The following is a 17,827-nucleotide window of genomic DNA, read 5'->3' as shown; positions in this document are numbered from 1 at the left end:
AAAAAGCCCACGCTGCGTGGGCTTTGCTTTGATACCAAAGGATTGTGGTTCAAGAAGCACTTTTCAGGGCCGGAGGAGCAAAGGCTTCAAGCTCATCCTCCACCGCTTCGATTATTCGCTCGACATCGGCGGCGTTCATCACTGTAGCGCAGGGAATTCCGGCAATGGCGATCATGGTCTCGCCACTGGCACGATCAAACAACCGGGCAATCATGCTGTCCGGGGCATCCATGCTCGCCTCGAATCCCATGGGATGAAAATACCAGCGCATCAGCTGGCAGGCGTTTGGAAACGTAACCTTGCTCAACGACACTCTATTCATGTGCTGCCCGCCTTGTTCATCGAGCGCGTCCGTTAGCCCGTGTTTAGGAGGGATGAGCCCTCATTGGCCCAACCGTTTGAATTTTAAAAATAGCACTCGTTGGTGAAAGGACCGTGAAATCTTTAAGGCCGTTTGGCGATTGAAGCGCTGTCATTGATCTGGATCATGTTTTGTAGGGTATCGGGCGAAGCGCCGCTGATGCTCGTTGCGTCAACCGGCATCGGTTTCAGCTATGACGTCTATGACAGCAATGAAACCAAGAGTGACACCAAGGTGTATCCGAGCCCGGAAATGATGGGCAAGCTGTTTGCCCGTGAGGCCATGCCACTGAACATCGACCGGGTTCGTACACGGTTGTGGAAGAAGATCCGGACGGGGGAGTTGAGGGGGTAAATTCCGTGCGGGGGCGAGAGCCAAAGATCAAAATATCGCAGCCTTCGGCAGCGCCTACAGGTAAACACCGATAGAGGAGCTGCCGAAGGCTGCGATATTTAGGTTAATGCACTTTAAGCCGAACGTTTACAGTGTGCTTTGAATGCAGCTAGATGGCGCAAAGCCACATAAAACTGCGACGTAGCAATCAAATACAACTGTACTGTTATTTAATATTTAAATAGATCATTGTCCGACAATCCATCAAGGAGATTGAACTACAAAGATTATTTCGACTCGCCGGTCATTGTTTTCGGGAGTTTTGTGGAGCAGTTCAATTTGACGTCAAAAAAGTAGTAGACGTTTGATTTCGAAATGTGTCAGCTTTCTTACGCCTTCATTGGGCGAGTGATAGGACGATCTCGCCAGAGATTGTCGCTGTCTGACAAAAACTGTTCCATTGCTAAACAAGGAAGTGTGTTTATGTCGAAAGTAAAAGTGAACGCTATTGACTCACTGGCCGCCACAAGTAGCGCCTGGTCGCAGATCGATAGTTTCAGCCATCAGTATGACCGTGGCGGCAATCTTACGGTCAATGGCAAACCCTCCTACTCGGTAGATCAAGCTGCGACTCAACTGCTGCGAGATGGCTACTCCTGGCACGATCTCAACGGCAGCGGCAAGATCGAACTGACCTACTCGTTTCTGACCGCCCCGACGTCGAATTTCAGCGGCCTGGGTGTTACTGGTTTCAGCCAGTTCAGTGCCTTGCAGAAATCTCAGGCCGTGCTCGCCATGCAATCCTGGGGCGACGTTGCCAATGTCACGTTCACTGAAGCCGCCAAGGGCGGCGACGGTCACATGACCTTCGGCAACTACAGCGGCGGCCAGGAAGGTGCAGCAGCGTTTGCCTTCCTGCCTGGCAGCGAACCTGGCTACGACGGCCAGTCCTGGTACCTGACCGGCAGTGGCTACAACGTCAACAAGACCCCGGGCGTGAACAACTACGGTCGTCAGACCCTGACTCACGAAATCGGGCATACCCTCGGCCTGTCTCACCCTGGCGACTACAACGCCGGGACCGGCAATCCGACCTACAACGACGCGTCCTATGGCCAGGACACTCGTGGCTACAGCCTCATGAGTTACTGGAGTGAAAGCAACACCGACCAGAACTTCAGCAAGGGCGGTGTCGAGGCTTATTCGTCCGGTCCGTTGATGGACGATATTGCTGCGGTGCAGAAGCTCTATGGCGCCAACATGAGCACCCGTACCGGTGACACCACCTACGGCTTCAACTCCAACGCTGGCCGCGATTTCTACAGCGCGACCTCGTCGTCGGACAAAGTCGTGTTCTCGGTGTGGGACGCGGGCGGCAAGGACACCCTGGACTTCTCCGGTTTCACCCAAAACCAGAAGATCAACCTCAATGAGGCCTCGTTCTCCGACGTTGGCGGCCTGGTAGGCAACGTTTCCATTGCCAAGGGCGTGACCATCGAGAACGCCATCGGCGGTTCGGGCAACGACTTGCTGATCGGTAACAGCGTGGCCAACGAGCTCAAAGGCGGTGCCGGCAACGACATCATCTACGGTGCTGGTGGCGCGGACAAACTCTGGGGTGGCAGCGGTTCCGACACCTTCGTGTTTGCAGCAAGCTCCGACTCCAAGCCGGGTGCGGTCGATCAGATCATGGATTTCACCAGCGGTCTGGACAAAATCGACCTGAGTGCCATTACCAACGGCGCAGGCCTGCACTTCGTGAACTCGTTCACCGGTGCAGCGGGCGACGCGGTATTGAGCTCGATCTCCGGTGGCAGCAGCCTTGCCATCGACTTCTCCGGGCACGGCGTGGCTGACTTCCTGGTCACCACCGTTGGCCAGGCAGCTACCACGGACATCGTGGCCTGAGTCGATGACTATGGGGGCAGCGCCGATGCGCTGCCCTTTGTCCTTGCCAGCACCGCTGCGGTAGGCGAGGCTGCACAGGCTACAACCTGGGACGAAGCACCTTATGACCCATAACGCCTTTACCTACAGGGCAATGGCGTGGCTGATTGCCACGCTGATGATGTTTTCTGGAGATGTAGTCATGGCAAGCAGCCTGAGATTAGCGGACCCGTCGGAGCTGGCCGGGAAATGGCAGGTTTACCTGACGGCACAGCCGCAGAACATCTGTTCACTGGAACTTGTGCAAAATCAGACATTGGCGGGCGATATTCAATGTCTCGCCGGTTGGCTGAGTGAAACACCTGTCGGTTGGTTCCCGGAACCCGACGGTATATCGCTGACCGGTAAAGAAGGTTCAAGAATTATTCATCTTGGCCGACAGCAGGAAGGGCGCTACCAAAGTACCAAACACTCTGATCCGCAGATTGTTCTGCAACGCGCTCCAGACTAAGAACATCAGGGTAAGTCGAGTCTTTTCCAGTAATGGAAATAACGACTCCCTCACAGTTTTCTGCTGACAGCTAAATAACCTGAACTCTATATCGTCATGACATAGAGTTCGTTCGCCTGCCAGTTGCACTATTAAAAGCATGTCCCCGCCAGAGTGGGGGCAGTTTATTGGAACCGTGTCGAACTACCGCGCGGGCTATCAGCTCAGGGAAGATCAATGAGAATGGCGAAGACCACTCCCACTGCACCGCTATTGAAGGCGCTGGGCGACTATAAAAGTATTCTGATCAGCGTTGGTTGTTTCACCGCATTGATTAACGTACTGATGTTAGTGCCGTCGATTTACATGCTCCAGGTTTATGACCGGGTACTCTCCTCGCAGAATGAAACCACGCTGGCCATGCTGTCGCTGATGGTGGTGGGCTTTTTTGCGTTTATCGGTTTGCTGGAGACCGTGCGCAGCTTCATCGTGATACGCATCGGCAGCCAACTGGAGCGACGTTTCAATCTGCGGGTCTACCAGGCCGCGTTCGAGCGCAACCTGTTCAAGGGCGAGGGCAACGCCGGCCAGTCATTGGGCGACCTGACGCACATTCGCCAATTCGTCACGGGACCCGCGCTGTTCGCGTTCTTCGATGCGCCGTGGTTTCCGGTCTACCTGTTCGTGATCTATCTGTTCAACGTCTGGCTTGGGGTGTTCGCTACCGTCGGCGCAGTGCTGTTGATCGGTTTGGCGTTCCTCAACGAGGCGATGACCAAAAAGCCTTTGGGTGAAGCTGGCGGTTACTCGCAACGGTCCACGCAACTGGCCACCAGTCACCTGCACAACGCCGAGACCATCCAGGCGATGGGCATGCTCGGGGCGCTGCGCAAGCGCTGGTTCCAGGTGCATTCGCGCTTTCTCGGCTTGCAGAACCAGGCCAGCGATACCGGCGCGGTCATCAGCTCCTTGAGCAAAACCCTGCGTCTATGCCTGCAATCGTTGGTGCTGGGGCTCGGCGCACTGTTGGTGATCAAGGGCGAGATGACCGCCGGGATGATGATCGCCGGCTCCATCCTGATGGGCCGGGTACTGAGCCCGATCGATCAGTTGATTGCCGTCTGGAAGCAATGGAGCGGGGCGAAGCTGGCGTACCGACGGCTGGACGCTCTGCTGCAAGAATTCCCACCGAGCAACGACGCCATGGAGTTGCCGGCGCCCAAGGGCCAGGTGACCTTCGAACAGGTCAGCGCCGGCCCACCGGGCAAGCGGGCGGCAACCTTGCACATGGTGAATTTCAACCTTGGGGCCGGCGAGGTGCTGGGCGTGCTCGGTGCGTCCGGCTCCGGCAAGTCGACCCTGGCGCGGGTGCTGGTGGGCGTCTGGCCAACCCTGGCCGGCACTGTGCGGCTGGACGGTGCAGACATCCATCGTTGGAACCGCGACGACCTCGGCCCCTACATCGGCTATCTGCCACAGGACATCGAACTGTTCAGTGGCAGTGTCGCCGAAAACATCGCGCGCTTTCGCGAAGCCGACCCGCAGAAGGTGGTCGAGGCCGCGCAGCAGGCCGGTGTGCACGAGATGATCCTGCGTCTACCACAGGGCTACGACACCGTACTGGGCGAGGATGGCAGCGGTTTGTCCGGTGGCCAGAAACAGCGCGTGGCCCTGGCCCGAGCGCTGTATGGCAAGCCGAGCCTGGTGGTGCTCGATGAGCCGAATTCGAACCTCGACACCGTTGGCGAGGCGGCATTGGCCAGTGCCATCGCACAGATGAAAGCCCAGGGTACCAGCGTGATTCTGGTGACCCACCGTTCCTCGGCACTGGCCCAGGCCGACAAGTTGCTGGTGCTTAACGAAGGTCGCCTGCAAGCCTTCGGGCCGAGTCAGGAAGTGCTCAAGGCGCTGTCTGGCGCACAGCAGTCTGGCGCACAACAGGAACAGCCACGGGAAAAACCCGCGACCGCACCGGCCGGGCTCAGCATGAGCCGCCAGTATCAGGCCCCGACCAAGAGCAGCGGTGTATGAGCAAGGACAGCGGCATGACAATCGAACAAGGTTACGCACCGGAGCGCCCTGAGCGCGACGCCGGTTTTTTTGCCCGCATGGGCTGGATGCTCGCCGTGGTCGGCGCCGGCAGTTTCTTTCTCTGGGCCAGCCTGGCACCTCTCGATCAGGGCATTCCGGTACAGGGCACGGTGGTGGTGTCCGGCAAGCGCAAGGCTGTGCAGTCGATGAGTGGCGGGGTGCTCAGCCGGATTCTGGTGCGTGAAGGTGAGGCCGTGAAGCAAGGCCAGCCGCTGTTTCGCCTCGACCAGACTCAGGTCGAAGCGGACGTGCAATCCTTGCAAGCTCAATACCGTATGGCCTGGGCCAGCCTCGCACGTTGGCAGAGCGAGCGTGACAACCTCAAGCAGGTGAGTTTCCCCGCCGAGCTGAGCAATGACCCCGACCCGCGTCTGGCGTTGGTGCTGGAGGGCCAGCGGCAACTGTTCAGCAGCCGCCGCGAAGCGTTTGATCGTGAGCAGGCCGGGCTGCGCGCCAACATCGAAGGCGCCACCGCGCAATTGGCCGGGATGCGTCGGGCACGTACCGACCTGACCGCGCAGGCTGAATCCCTGCGCCAGCAACTGACCAACCTGCAACCCCTGGCGGACAACGGTTACATCCCGCGCAACCGGCTGATGGAATTCCAGCGTCAGCTCTCGCAGGTGCAACAGCAGCTGGCGCAGAACACCGGCGAAAGCGGGCGAGTGGAGCAGGGCATTGTTGAAACGCGCTTGAAGTTGCAACAGCACAGCGAGGAATACCAGAAAGAGGTACGCAGTCAGTTGGCAGACGCGCAGCTCAAGAGCCTGACCCTGGAGCAGCAACTGACCTCGGCCGGTTTTAATCTGCAACAGAGTGAAATCGTCGCACCGGCCGACGGCATCGCCGTCAACCTCGGCGTGCATACCGAAGGCGCGGTGATTCGCCCGGGTGAAACCTTGCTGGAAATCGTGCCCCAGGGCACGCGTCTGGAGGTCGAGGGCCATTTGCCGGTGAACCTGATCGACAAGGTCGGTAGCCACTTGCCGGTGGACATCCTGTTTACCGCCTTCAACCAGAGCAAGACCCCGCGGGTGCCGGGCGAAGTCAGCCTGATTTCCGCCGACCAGATGGTCGACGAGAAAACCGGCGTTCCGTACTACGTGCTGCGCAGCAGCGTCAGCGATGTCGCCATGGAGAAACTCAACGGTCTGGTGATCAAGCCGGGCATGCCAGCCGAGATGTTCGTGCGCACTGGCGAACGCTCACTCCTCAACTATCTGTTCAAACCTCTGCTCGACCGGGCAGGCTCCGCATTGACCGAGGAATAAGGATGTCCCGTCGTATGAGCAAGCATTCCATTCTCGGGACCGCTATCGCATTGCTGGTCTGCACCAACGTTTACGCCATGGGGCCATTTGAGGTGTACGAACAGGCGCTGCGCAATGATCCGATCTTCCTCGGCGCTATCAAGGAACGAGACGCCGGCCTTGAAAACCGCACGATTGGTCGCGCCGGCCTGCTGCCAAAACTGTCGTACAACTACAACAAGGGCCGCAACAACTCCAAGGCCACGTCCCTGGACGAACGCCGTCGTAACCAGACCGAAGACCGCAACTACAACAGCTATGGCTCGACGTTCACCTTGCAACAGCCGTTGTTCGACTACGAGGCATACGCGGCGTATCGCAAGGGCGTGGCGCAATCGCTGTTCGCCGATGAAAACTTTCGCGGCAAGAGCCAGGAACTGCTGGTCCGGGTGCTGACCTATTACACCCAGGCGCTGTTTGCCCAGGATCAGATCGATATCGCGCAAGCGAAGAAAAAAGCCTTCGAGCAACAGTTCCAGCAGAACGAACAGATGTTCCGTCAGGGCGAGGGCACCCGCACCGATATTCTCGAAGCTGAATCGCGTTACGAACTGGCGACCGCCGAAGAAATCGAGGCCCGCGACGAGCAAGACGCTGCCTTGCGTGAGCTGGGCGCGCTGATCGGTACGCGGGATATTGATATCAAGGACCTCGAGCCGTTGAGCGAGTCCTTTGAGTCGTTCACCTTGCAACCGGCCAATTTCGACACCTGGCATGAACTCGCGCTGAGCAACAACCCGAACCTGGCTTCCCAGCGTCAGGCGGTGGAAGTGGCGCGGTTCGAAGTGGAGCGCAATCGCGCCGGGCACCTGCCCAGGGTCAACGCCTACGCGACAGCGCGCAAGAACGAGTCGGAAAGCGGCAACACCTACAACCAGCGTTACGACACCAACACCATCGGTATCGAGATCAGCGTGCCGTTGTATGCCGGCGGCGGGGTGTCGGCATCGACGCGTCAGGCCAGCCGTTCGATGGAACAGGCCGAATACGATCTGGACTCGAAAACCCGCGAAACCCTGATCGAACTGCGTCGCCAGTTCAGCGCCTGCCTGTCAGGGGTCAGCAAGCTGCGCGCCTATCAAAAGGCCCTGACCTCGGCCGAAGCGCTGGTGGTCTCGACCAAGCAAAGCATCCTCGGTGGCGAGCGAGTCAACCTTGATGCACTGAACGCCGAACAGCAGCTCTACACCACACGCCGCGACCTGGCCCAGGCCCGTTATGACTATTTAATGGCCTGGACCAAGTTGCATTACTACGCCGGCAACTTGCGCGAGGAGGACCTGGCCAAGGTCGATGAAGCCTTCGGCCCGCGCAAGATCACCCGATAAGCACCTCACTGCCGCACTCCCCCGGGATGGGGGACTACAAGTCTAATAAGGCGAGATGTCATGAACACGGATGTACGTCGTTATAGCTCCCGGCCGATCACCACCGGCTCATTATTGTTGCTCGTTGCCGCGTTGCCCGCCGCAGTTCACGCGGCCTACCTTGATCCGGGTCAAGTGGGCGATCCCGCCAGTTGGCGCACCGCTGAGTACCAGAGCGACTGGGGCCTGGATCGCCTCAAGGCGAATGAAGCCTATGCCGCAGGATTCACCGGTAAAGGGGTGAAGATCGGCGCGCTGGACTCGGGTTTTGATCCGAACCATCCCGAAGCCGCACGCTTTCATGCGGTCACGGCCACCGGCAACTACGTCAACGGCACACCGTTCAGCATCAGTGGCAATCACAACGCCAACAACGACTCCCACGGCACCCACGTCACCGGCACCATGGGCGCCGCGCGCGACGGTGTCGGCATGCACGGCGTGGCGTTCAACGCGGATGTGTACGTCGCCAATACCAATCAGAACGACAGCTTCCTCTTTGGTCCCGGCCCCGATCCGAAGTATTTCAAGGCGGCCTATGACGCCTTGGCCGATGCCGGCGTACGGGTGATCAACAACAGCTGGGGCAGCCAGCCGAAGGATGTCGACTACAAGACGATCGACAGCCTGCACGCCGCCTATGCCCAGCACTGGAACCAGAACACCTGGATCAATGCGGCCGCCGATGTCTCGCGTCGCGGGGTGATCAACGTGTTCAGCGCCGGCAACAGCGGGTACGCCAACGCCAGCGTGCGCGCGGCCCTGCCGTACTTCGAACCGGACCTGGAAGGCCACTGGCTGGCGGTGTCGGGTCTGGATAAAAACAACCAGCAAAAATATAACCAGTGCGGGGTCGCCAAGTACTGGTGCATCAGCACGCCGGGCGCGCAGATCTACAGCACCATCGTCGGCGGCGGTTATGCCAGCTACAACGGAACCTCGATGGCGGCGCCACATGCAACCGGTGCCTTGGCGCTGGTGATGGAACGCTACCCGTACATGAACAACCAGCAAGCCTTGCAGGTGTTGCTGACCACCGCGACCCAGCTCGATGGTTCGATCACCGACGCGCCGACCGCTCGGGTCGGTTGGGGCGTGCCCGACCTTGCGCGGGCGATGCGAGGGCCGGGGCAATTGCTCGGTCCATTCGACGCCAGTCTTGCCGCCGGTCAGCGTGACGTGTGGAGCAACGACATCTCGGACAAGGCGCTGATCCAGCGTCAGAACGAAGACGCGGCCGAGCACAGCGCCTGGCAACAGACCTTGAAAGACAAAGGCTGGGCAAACGGCATCGCGGCCAACGCCAGTCAGCAGGGCAAGACCGATTACGCAGTGGGCACGGCGAGGGATGCGGCCGCCGCCACACGACTGTATGAAGGCAGCCTGATCAAATCCGGCGCGGGTCAGTTGATACTGGCCGGGAACAACAGCTATCGCGGTGCGACCACGGTCAATGGCGGCCTGTTGACGGTCAATGGTTCGCTGAGCTCGGCGGTGACGGTCAATGACAGCGGCACCCTGGGTGGTTCCGGGCGAGTCGGTGGGTTGATCGCCAACCGCGGCGCAACCGTCGCGCCGGGTAATTCGATCGGCACCTTGCAGGTCAACGGTAATGTGACACTGGCCCCCGGTTCGACCTATGCGGTGGAGCTGTCGCCGACCAGCAGTGACCGCATTGTTGCCAGCGGTACGGCGACCGTCACCGGTGCCACTGTCAGCCTTGCGCTGGAAAACAGCCCGACACTGTTAAGTGCCAGCCAGGTCGAAAGCCTGCTGGGTCACCAGTACAACATCCTGCAAGCGGCGGGCGGTATTCAGGGGCAATTCGGTGCGGTAGTGCCGAACTACCTGTTCATCGGCGGCAGTCTCGACTACTCGGCGACTGGCGTGCAGCTGGCGATTCAACGCAACGGCACTTCGTTTGCCAGTGTTGGGCAAACCCCGAACCAACGTTCCGTGGCCGCTGCCACCGAGCAATTGGGCGCCGGCAATCCGGTTTACGAAAGCCTCTTGCTGTCGCCATCGCTAGCGTCTGCCCAGCAGGCGTTCCAGCAGTTGTCCGGGGAAATCTATCCGGCGCTCGACACCTTGTTGATCAACGACAGCCGCTACCTGCGTGATGCAGTGACGGAACGTTTGCAGGCAGATCCGGCAACGGGCGGTAGCGGTTGGGTCAAGGCGCTGGGCGCCTGGGGCAAGACCGATGAGCACAATGACACGGCGGGTTCGACCACCTCGATTGGCGGCTTGCTGGCCGGGGTCGACGGTGTGCTCGAAGAAGACACTCGTCTGGGTTTCGTCACGGGCTACAGCGACAGCTCGCTGAACCTGGACAGCGGCACCCACTCGCGGGCGCAGGTCGACAGCTACCACTTGGGCGCTTACGCCGGACGCGAACTGGGCGCACTGCGCCTGAGTCTTGGCGGCTCTTACAGCTGGCACCGGGCAGACATCAAGCGCGACCTGCACTATGGCGAAGTCAGCGCCAGGCAGAAAGCCAAGGTCGACGCCAACACCACGCAAGTGTTCACCGAAGCCGCCTACCGGATGGACCGGCAGCCGGTGGCACTGGAGCCGTTCGCCAACCTCGCCTATGTGCACCTGGACACTGAGGGTTTCACTGAAAAAGGCGATGCCGCAGCGCTGAAAAGTGGCCGCGACACGCGTGATGCGGTGCTCGGCACGTTGGGCGTGCGAGCGCTGAAAACCATCAACCTGTCCAGTCAGCAACAGCTTGACCTGGCCGGCACTCTCGGCTGGCAGCACAACCTGAGCGCTACCCAATCGGAAGACCATCTGGCGTTTGCCAGCGGTGGCCCGACGTTCGCTGTCGAAAGCGCGCCACTGGCCTGCGATGCGGCGCTGATTGGGGTTCAGGCAGGGCTGGCGCTGGCCAAGGACGTTCGTTTGAACCTCGATTACAACGGCCGTCTGGCCAGCGGCGAAAACAGCCACGGAGTAGGGCTGAGCCTGAATTGGCAGTTCTGATGACGTGAATGCCCCGAAAAGACTGCAGCCTGCGGCAGTTCCTGTGGATGGAGCGCGGCGGGTCATCTGGATGAGTAATAAAAGAAGAAAAACCACTAAGGAAGGTAGCTGGATGAAAGGCAAGTCTCGCAACAACCCACCTGTGCAAATCGGCATCAGCCGCAAGGCCAAAGCTCTCAATGGAGCCTTTATCGCTTATCTGGCGGCGATCGGAGTCGCTCAGGCCACACCCTATGTGGAAAGCGGCAAGCTCGGTGACCCGAACAGCTGGCGCAGCAGCGAGTTCAACGCCGAGTGGGGGCTGGGCGCGATCAACGCCCAGGATGCCTACGCAGCCGGGTACACCGGCAAAGGCGTCAAACTGGGCATCTTCGATCAACCGGTCTACGCCAAGCACCCGGAGTTTTCCGGTGTGGACAAAGTAGTGACGCTGGTCACCAGCGGTATCCGTGAATACACCGACCCCTACATTCCGGTCAAAGCCGGAGATGCCTTTCGCTATGACGGCACACCGACGGTAGGTTTCGACGGCAAGCTGGGGTCACATGGCACCCATGTTGGCGGGATTGCCGCCGGCAGCCGCGATGGCAGCCCGATGCACGGCGTGGCGTTCAACGCGCAAATCATCAGCGCCGACAACGGCGACCCGGGACCTGAAGACGGGATCATTCTCGGCAACGACGGTGCGGTCTACAAAGCCGGCTGGGATGCTCTGCGAGAAAGCGGTGCACGGATCATCAACAACAGCTGGGGCATCGGCATCACCGATCGCTTCAAAAAGGGTGGCAAGGACCCGGCGTTCCCGCATTTCACCGTGCAGGACGGCCAGGCACAGTTCGATCAGATCCAGCCGCTGCTCAACACCAAACAGGGCGGCGCGTATCGGGGCGCCATCGATGCGGCACGCAGCGGCATCGTGACCATCTTCGCCGCGGGTAACGACTACAACCTCAACAACCCGGACGCGATTGCCGGCCTGGGTTACTTCGTGCCGGACATCGCCGCGAACTGGGTCACTGTCGCGGCGCTGCAAATGAACCCGGACACCACTAGCGCCAATCCCTACATCATCAGCACCTTCTCGTCGCGTTGCGGTTATACCGCAGGCTTTTGTGTGTCGGCACCGGGTACCAAGATCTACAGCGCAGTGATCGGCGGCACCAACGCCGATGACCTGACCGTGGGCTATGCCAACAAGAACGGCACCTCGATGGCCGCGCCACACGCTGCCGGCGCCACGGCAGTGCTGATGGAGCGCTTCCCGTACATGACCGGCGCGCAGGTCGCCACGGTGCTGAAAACCACCGCCACCGACATGGGCGCACCGGGCATTGATTCGTTGTACGGCTGGGGCATGATCAACCTGCGCAAGGGCATCGACGGCCCCGGCATGTTTGTCGCAGATGCCGACATTCCGCAGGAATTTCGCGTGAACGGCTCCTATGGCTCCGGCCAGTTTGTCGCCGACCTGCCGGGCATTGGCGCGGTCATCGATGCCGGCAAACCAACGCAACGGATCTGTAACGACATCAGTTGCGGGTTCGACGTCTGGCGCAACGATATTTCCGGCCACGGCGGTTTGACCAAGCAGGGCATCGGCACACTGGTGATGACTGGCAGCAACACGTATGCCGGGCCAACATTGGTGAATCAGGGGCGGTTGGCGGTCAACGGTTCGTTGCTGTCGGCGGTCACGGTCAACGACAGCGGCATCCTCGGTGGCTCCGGGAAGGTCGGCGCATTGACCGCGAAAAGCGGCGGTACCGTCGCGCCGGGCAATTCGATCGGCACCTTGCACGTTGCTGGCGATGTGACCTTCGAACCCGGTTCGACCTATGCCGTCGAGCTGTCGCCCACCAGCAGCGACAGCATCGTTGCCAGCGGTAAAGCCACGATCCAGGGCGCGACCGTGAGCCTTTCGCGGGAAAACAGTCCGACGCTGCTGAGCCCCAGCGATGTGAAAAGCCTGATCGGTCATCAGTACAACATCCTGCAAGCGGCCGGCGGTATCCAGGGCCAGTTCGGTGCAGTGTTGCCAAACTACGCGTTTATCGGCGGCAGCCTCGATTACTCGGCGACCGGCGTGCAATTGGCGATCGAGCGCAATGGCAATTCCTTTGCCAGCGTCGGGCAAACCCCGAATCAACGCTCCGTGGCCGCTGCCGCCGAGCAGTTGGGCGCGGGCAACGCGGTGTATGAAAGCCTGCTGTTGTCGCCGAACGCGGCGAGCGCGCAGCAAGCCTTCCAGCAATTGTCCGGAGAAATTCATCCGGCAATCGGCACCTTGCTGATCAACGACTCGCGCTATCTGCGTGATGCCGTCGGTGAGCGCCTGCGCGATGGCGGTCTCTACGACGCCGCAACGCCCAACAGCAGTGAAAACAATGCCTGGGTCAAAGTGCTGGGCGCCTGGGGCAAGACCGACAGCGGCCACGACAACGCCAACTACACCAGCTCCATCAGCGGTCTGCTGGCCGGGGGTGACGGTTTGATTGCCGACCACACGCGTCTGGGGTTCGTCACCGGTTACAGCAACAGTTCGCTGAACATGGGCGATGGCACCCATTCTTCCGCCACGGTCGACAGCTATCACTTGGGCCTGTACGCCGGGCATGAAATGGATGCGCTGCGCCTGAGCGTCGGCGGTGCGCACAGCTGGCACCGCATCGATGCCAAACGCGACCTGCAGTTCGGCGATGTCAGTGCCAAGCAGAAATCCAAGCGCGATGCCCACACCACACAAGTGTTCACTGAGGCGGCTTATCGCCTGGACCTGCAACCGTTGGCGCTGGAGCCGTTTGCCAATCTGGCCTACGTGCACCTGGACAGTGACAGTTTCACCGAGAAGGGCGGTGCGGCGGCACTCAAGGGCGGCGACGACAACCGCGATGCGGTGCTTTCCACACTGGGCCTGCGAGCGAGCAAACGCCTGGCACTCACCGAACATCAGCAACTCGACCTGTCCGGGACCCTCGGCTGGCAGCACAACCTGAGCAACATCCACGCCGAGGAAAACCTCGCGTTTGCCTCCGGCAGTACGCCGTTTGCCGTGCAGAGCGTTGCCATGGACCGGAATGCGGCGGTGGTCGGTGTGCGCGCAGGGCTGGCGCTGGCACGCGATGTCACGCTGAACCTGGATTACAACGGACTGCTGGGCTCGCGGGACAAGACCCACGGTGTCGGGCTGACCCTCGACTGGCAGTTCTGATTTGAAAAACCGCAACACGTACCAGCAATGAAGAGGCAAGAAAATGGGTGTTTTTGATTACAGGAAGTTCGGCAGCGAGGCCAGCAAGGCCTTGTACAGCGATGCGATTGCATTGACGCTGTACGCCTACACGCCGACTGGCAAGCCATTGGCTACCGGCTGGACGCCGGTCACCGCCGGGCAATTGGGCTATCAAGGCAAGGTCGGCGCCCAGGGCACGTTCTTTGGCGAGCAGGAAGGTTTTACCAGCGCCGAAGCCGAAGTACTGGCCAAGTACGACGCCGCGGGCAAGCTGATCTCCCTCGGCATTTCCTTTCGTGGCACTGGAGGCCTCGGTTACAGCGATACCTACGGTGACATGAAGAACAACCTGCTGGCCGCTGTCGGTCCGAAGGATTATGCAAAGAACTACGCCAAAAGCGCCTTCGACACCTTGCTCAAGGATGTTGCCGCGTTCGCCAGCGCCAAGGGCCTGAATGCCAAGGACGTGCTGATCACCGGCCACAGCCTCGGTGGCCTGGGCGCCAACAGCGTGGCCGAATTGAGTGCCGACCACTGGGGCGGTTACTTCAAGGATGCCAACTACATGACCTTCGCCTCACCGACCCAAAGCTCGGCGGGCACCCATGTGCTGAATATCGGTTACGAAAACGACCCGGTGTTTCGTGTGCTCGATGGCACCACCTTCACCAGTTCATCGCTGTACAAGCACGACAAGGTTCAGGACTCGGCGACCAACAATATCGTCAACGTCAACGACCACTACGTCTCCACCCAGATGACCCCGTTCAGCATTGCCAACCCGCAACACTGGGCGGCCCACAGCTCCCTCGGTTATGCCGACGGCCTGAACCGGGTAATCGGCTCGAGCTTCTACGACCTCACCAGCAAGGACTCGACGATCCTCGTCTCGACCTTGTCGGAGCCGTTGCGCGCCAGCACCTGGATCGAAGACCTGGGCCGCAGTGGTGAGACGCACACCGGCAGCACCTTCATCATCGGCACCGACAGCAACGATTTGCTGCGCGGCGGCGCCGGCAATGACTTCCTTGAGGGCCGCGACGGCAATGACACCTTCAGGGACGCAGGTGGCTACAACATCCTGCTCGGCGGCAAAGGGCAGAACGTTTTCGACCTGCAACAGCCGCTGAAGAACTTCACCTTTGCCAACGATGGCGACGGCACGCTGTATGTGCGCGACAGCTACGGCGGCATCAGCATGACCCGCGACATCGGGGCGCTGGTCAGCAAGGAGTCGGGGGCGATGTGGGGTCTGCTGAACAAGGACGTTACCTACAACGTTACCGCCAAAGGTTTGTTGGCCGGCACCGAGCTGACTCACTACAACCACTCGCTCAATGGCGATGCCTATGGCAATTCGCTGGTGGCGACCGCCGACGGTGACTGGCTGTTCGGGTTGTCGGGCAACGACGTGCTGCGCAGCGACAAGAGCCAGGTGACGTTCGTCGGCGGCGAGGGCAATGACGTCATGTATGCCTCCGGCGGCCATAACACTTTCCTGTTCAGCGGTGCGTTCGGTTTCGACGCCATCAATGGTTACCAGGGCAGCGACAAGCTGGTGTTCATGGGCGTTCAAGGCGCAGGGCAGGGCTATGACTACAGCCAGCACGTTTCGCAATCGGGTAATGACACGCTGCTCAAGGTCGGCGACTACGCGGTGACGCTGGTGGGTGTTGGCCTGAACAACCTGTCTGGTGCGGAGATCATATTTGCTTAAACCACAGAAGCACTAAATAGAACGCCCTGCGCTGCGGGGCGTTCCAACTGCGTGAGCTATCTCTAACAATTTCAACAAAAGAGAGGCAATACCATGGGTGTCTATGACTACAAAAACCACAACTCAGCTGAATCCAAAGCGCTGTTTTCCGATGCGCTGGCGATCACGCTGTATTCCTATCACAACCTCGACAATGGCTTTGCCACCGGCTATCAGCACAATGGTTTCGGCCTCGGGCTGCCGGCGACGCTGGTCACTGCGCTGATCGGCGGCACCGACTCGCAAGGGGTGATTCCCGGCGTGCCCTGGAACCCCGATTCGGAAAAAGCCGCGCTGGACGCGGTACAAAAGGCCGGTTGGACCCCGATCACCGCCAGCCAGTTAGGCTATGGCGGCAAGGTCGATGCGCGGGGAACTTTCTTCGGCGAGAAAGCCGGTTACACCAGCGCTCAGGTCGAGATTCTCGGCAAGTACGATGCTCAAGGGCATCTCACGGAAATCGGCATCGCATTTCGTGGCACCAGTGGTCCCCGCGAAATACAGATTTCGGACTCCATCGGCGATGTGATCAACGACCTGATGGCGGCGCTGGGCCCCAAGGACTACGCCAAGAATTACACCGGTGAAGCCTTTGGCTCACTGCTCAAGAATGTCGCTGCATTTGCCACCGCCAATGGCCTGAGCGGCAAGGACGTACTGGTCAGCGGCCACAGCCTCGGCGGGCTGGCGGTCAATAGCCTGGCGGACCTCAGTGGCGATCACTGGAACGGCTTCTACAAGGATTCCAACTACATCGCCTACGCGTCACCGACCCAAAGCAGCACCGACAAGGTGCTCAACATCGGTTACGAAAACGATCCGGTATTCCGTGCGCTGGACGGTTCAACGTTCAACCTGGCATCGGTCGGCGTACACGATGCGCATCAGGATTCGGCAACCAACAACATCGTCAGCTTCAACGACCATTACGCCTCGGCGGCGTGGAACGTACTGCCGTTTTCGATCCTCAATGTCCCGACCTGGATTTCCCATCTGCCCACCGGTTACGGCGATGGCATGACCCGGGTTCTGGAGTCGAAGTTCTACGACCTGACCAGCAAGGATTCGACGATCATCGTCGCCAACCTGTCGGACCCGGCGCGCAGCAACACCTGGGTTCAGGACCTCAACCGCAACGCCGAGCCGCACAAGGGCAGCACCTTTATTATCGGCAGTAACGGCGACGATTTGATCCAGGGCGGCAAAGGCAATGACTACCTGGAGGGCGGCGATGGCAACGACACCTTCAGGGATGCCGGTGGTTACAACATCCTGCTGGGCGGTAAAGGCAGCAATACCCTGGACTTGCAGCAGTCGGTGAAAAACTTCGATTTTGCCAACGATGGCGTCGGCACTTTGTACGTGCGCGATGCGAACGGCGGGATCAGCATCACCCGCGATATCGGCAGCATCATCAGTAAAGAACCGGGGTTCCTCTGGGGCTTGCTCAAGGATGACGTGACTCATAGCGTCACCGACAAAGGCTTGCAGGTCGGCAATAACCTGACCCAGTACGCGTCATCGGTGAAGGGCGATGCGGGAGACAATGTCCTCACAGCGCATGCGGCTGGCGACTGGCTGTTTGGCCTGGACGGCAATGATCATCTGATTGGCGGCAAGGGCAATGACGTGTTTGTCGGCGGTGCCGGTAATGACCTGATGGAGTCGGGCGGGGGGAGCAACACCTTCCTGTTCAGCGGCAACTTCGGCAACGACCGGATCCTCGGCTACCAGAGCAGCGACAAGCTGGTCTTCCTCGGCGTCGAAGGCGTGGGGCAAAACTACGACGTACGCGACCACGCCAAAGCGGTTGGCGCCGATACCGTGTTGAGCTTCGGTAATGACTCGGTGACGCTGGTCGGGGTTGGGCTCGATCACTTGGCCAGTTCAGGGGTGGTGATCGCCTGACGTTAAAAAAACCGGCGCGAACCTCGGTTCGCGTCGCAATGCTGTTCACTTAAGGAAGTCTGGAGGCCTGAGAAGTATCTGTGGCGAGGGAGCTTGCTCCCGCTGGA

10 protein-coding genes and 1 pseudogene are annotated in these 17,827 nt (G+C 60.0%); 10 read left to right on the top strand and 1 reads right to left on the bottom strand.

The genetic code is table 11. The features are described from left to right. Positions 1–49: 49 nt before the first annotated feature. Entirely contained in the window at positions 50–322 is a 273-nt protein-coding gene (locus KRR23_RS18865) for a DUF1652 domain-containing protein (RefSeq protein ID WP_054597310.1), read from the bottom strand. A 258-nt stretch (positions 323–580) separates the two neighbouring features. Here KRR23_RS18865 and KRR23_RS18860 point away from each other — a divergent pair. The 10 genes and pseudogenes from KRR23_RS18860 to KRR23_RS18815 all read left to right on the top strand — a co-directional run. Next, positions 581–715: pseudogene (locus KRR23_RS18860) on the top strand (spermidine/putrescine ABC transporter substrate-binding protein PotF); the annotation flags it as partial. 462 nt (positions 716–1,177) lie between these two features. Then, complete coding sequence (locus tag KRR23_RS18855; RefSeq protein WP_216743736.1) at positions 1,178–2,602, top strand: serralysin family metalloprotease; 1,425 nt, start codon at positions 1,178–1,180, stop codon at positions 2,600–2,602. A 103-nt stretch (positions 2,603–2,705) separates the two neighbouring features. Further along, a complete protein-coding gene (locus KRR23_RS18850; protein WP_216743735.1) occupies positions 2,706–3,092 on the top strand; it encodes an AprI/Inh family metalloprotease inhibitor in 387 nt (128 codons plus the stop codon). A gap of 216 nt (positions 3,093–3,308) precedes the next feature. After that, on the top strand, positions 3,309–5,102 hold the full coding sequence (locus KRR23_RS18845) for a type I secretion system permease/ATPase (protein WP_216743734.1): 1,794 nt from the start codon (positions 3,309–3,311) through the stop codon (positions 5,100–5,102). A 14-nt stretch (positions 5,103–5,116) separates the two neighbouring features. Next, positions 5,117–6,433 carry an HlyD family type I secretion periplasmic adaptor subunit gene (locus KRR23_RS18840; RefSeq protein WP_216743733.1) on the top strand — a complete coding sequence of 439 codons (1,317 nt, stop codon included), beginning with the start codon at positions 5,117–5,119 and terminating at the stop codon, positions 6,431–6,433. A 2-nt stretch (positions 6,434–6,435) separates the two neighbouring features. Then, on the top strand, positions 6,436–7,800 hold the full coding sequence (locus KRR23_RS18835) for a TolC family outer membrane protein (RefSeq protein ID WP_216743732.1): 1,365 nt from the start codon (positions 6,436–6,438) through the stop codon (positions 7,798–7,800). 60 nt (positions 7,801–7,860) lie between these two features. After that, positions 7,861–10,827 (top strand): autotransporter serine protease, encoded by a 2,967-nt coding sequence (locus tag KRR23_RS18830; RefSeq protein WP_216743731.1) that lies wholly within the window; start codon positions 7,861–7,863, stop codon positions 10,825–10,827. 112 nt (positions 10,828–10,939) lie between these two features. Further along, a complete protein-coding gene (locus tag KRR23_RS18825) occupies positions 10,940–14,035 on the top strand; it encodes an autotransporter domain-containing protein (protein WP_216743730.1) in 3,096 nt (1,031 codons plus the stop codon). Between the two features lie 43 nt (positions 14,036–14,078). Further along, a complete protein-coding gene (locus KRR23_RS18820; protein ID WP_216743729.1) occupies positions 14,079–15,773 on the top strand; it encodes a polyurethanase in 1,695 nt (564 codons plus the stop codon). A 93-nt stretch (positions 15,774–15,866) separates the two neighbouring features. After that, positions 15,867–17,720: a polyurethanase gene (locus tag KRR23_RS18815; protein WP_216743728.1), complete on the top strand. Its 1,854-nt coding sequence runs from the start codon at positions 15,867–15,869 to the stop codon at positions 17,718–17,720. The last annotated feature ends 107 nt before the right edge of the window (positions 17,721–17,827 follow it).

The sequence above is a fragment of the Pseudomonas sp. CVAP#3 genome (genome assembly GCF_018986375.1).
Classification (GTDB): Bacteria; Pseudomonadota; Gammaproteobacteria; order Pseudomonadales; family Pseudomonadaceae; genus Aquipseudomonas; species Aquipseudomonas helvetica.
Note: the sequence above shows the minus strand (reverse complement) of the source record. Positions and strands in the feature narration are given on the sequence as shown.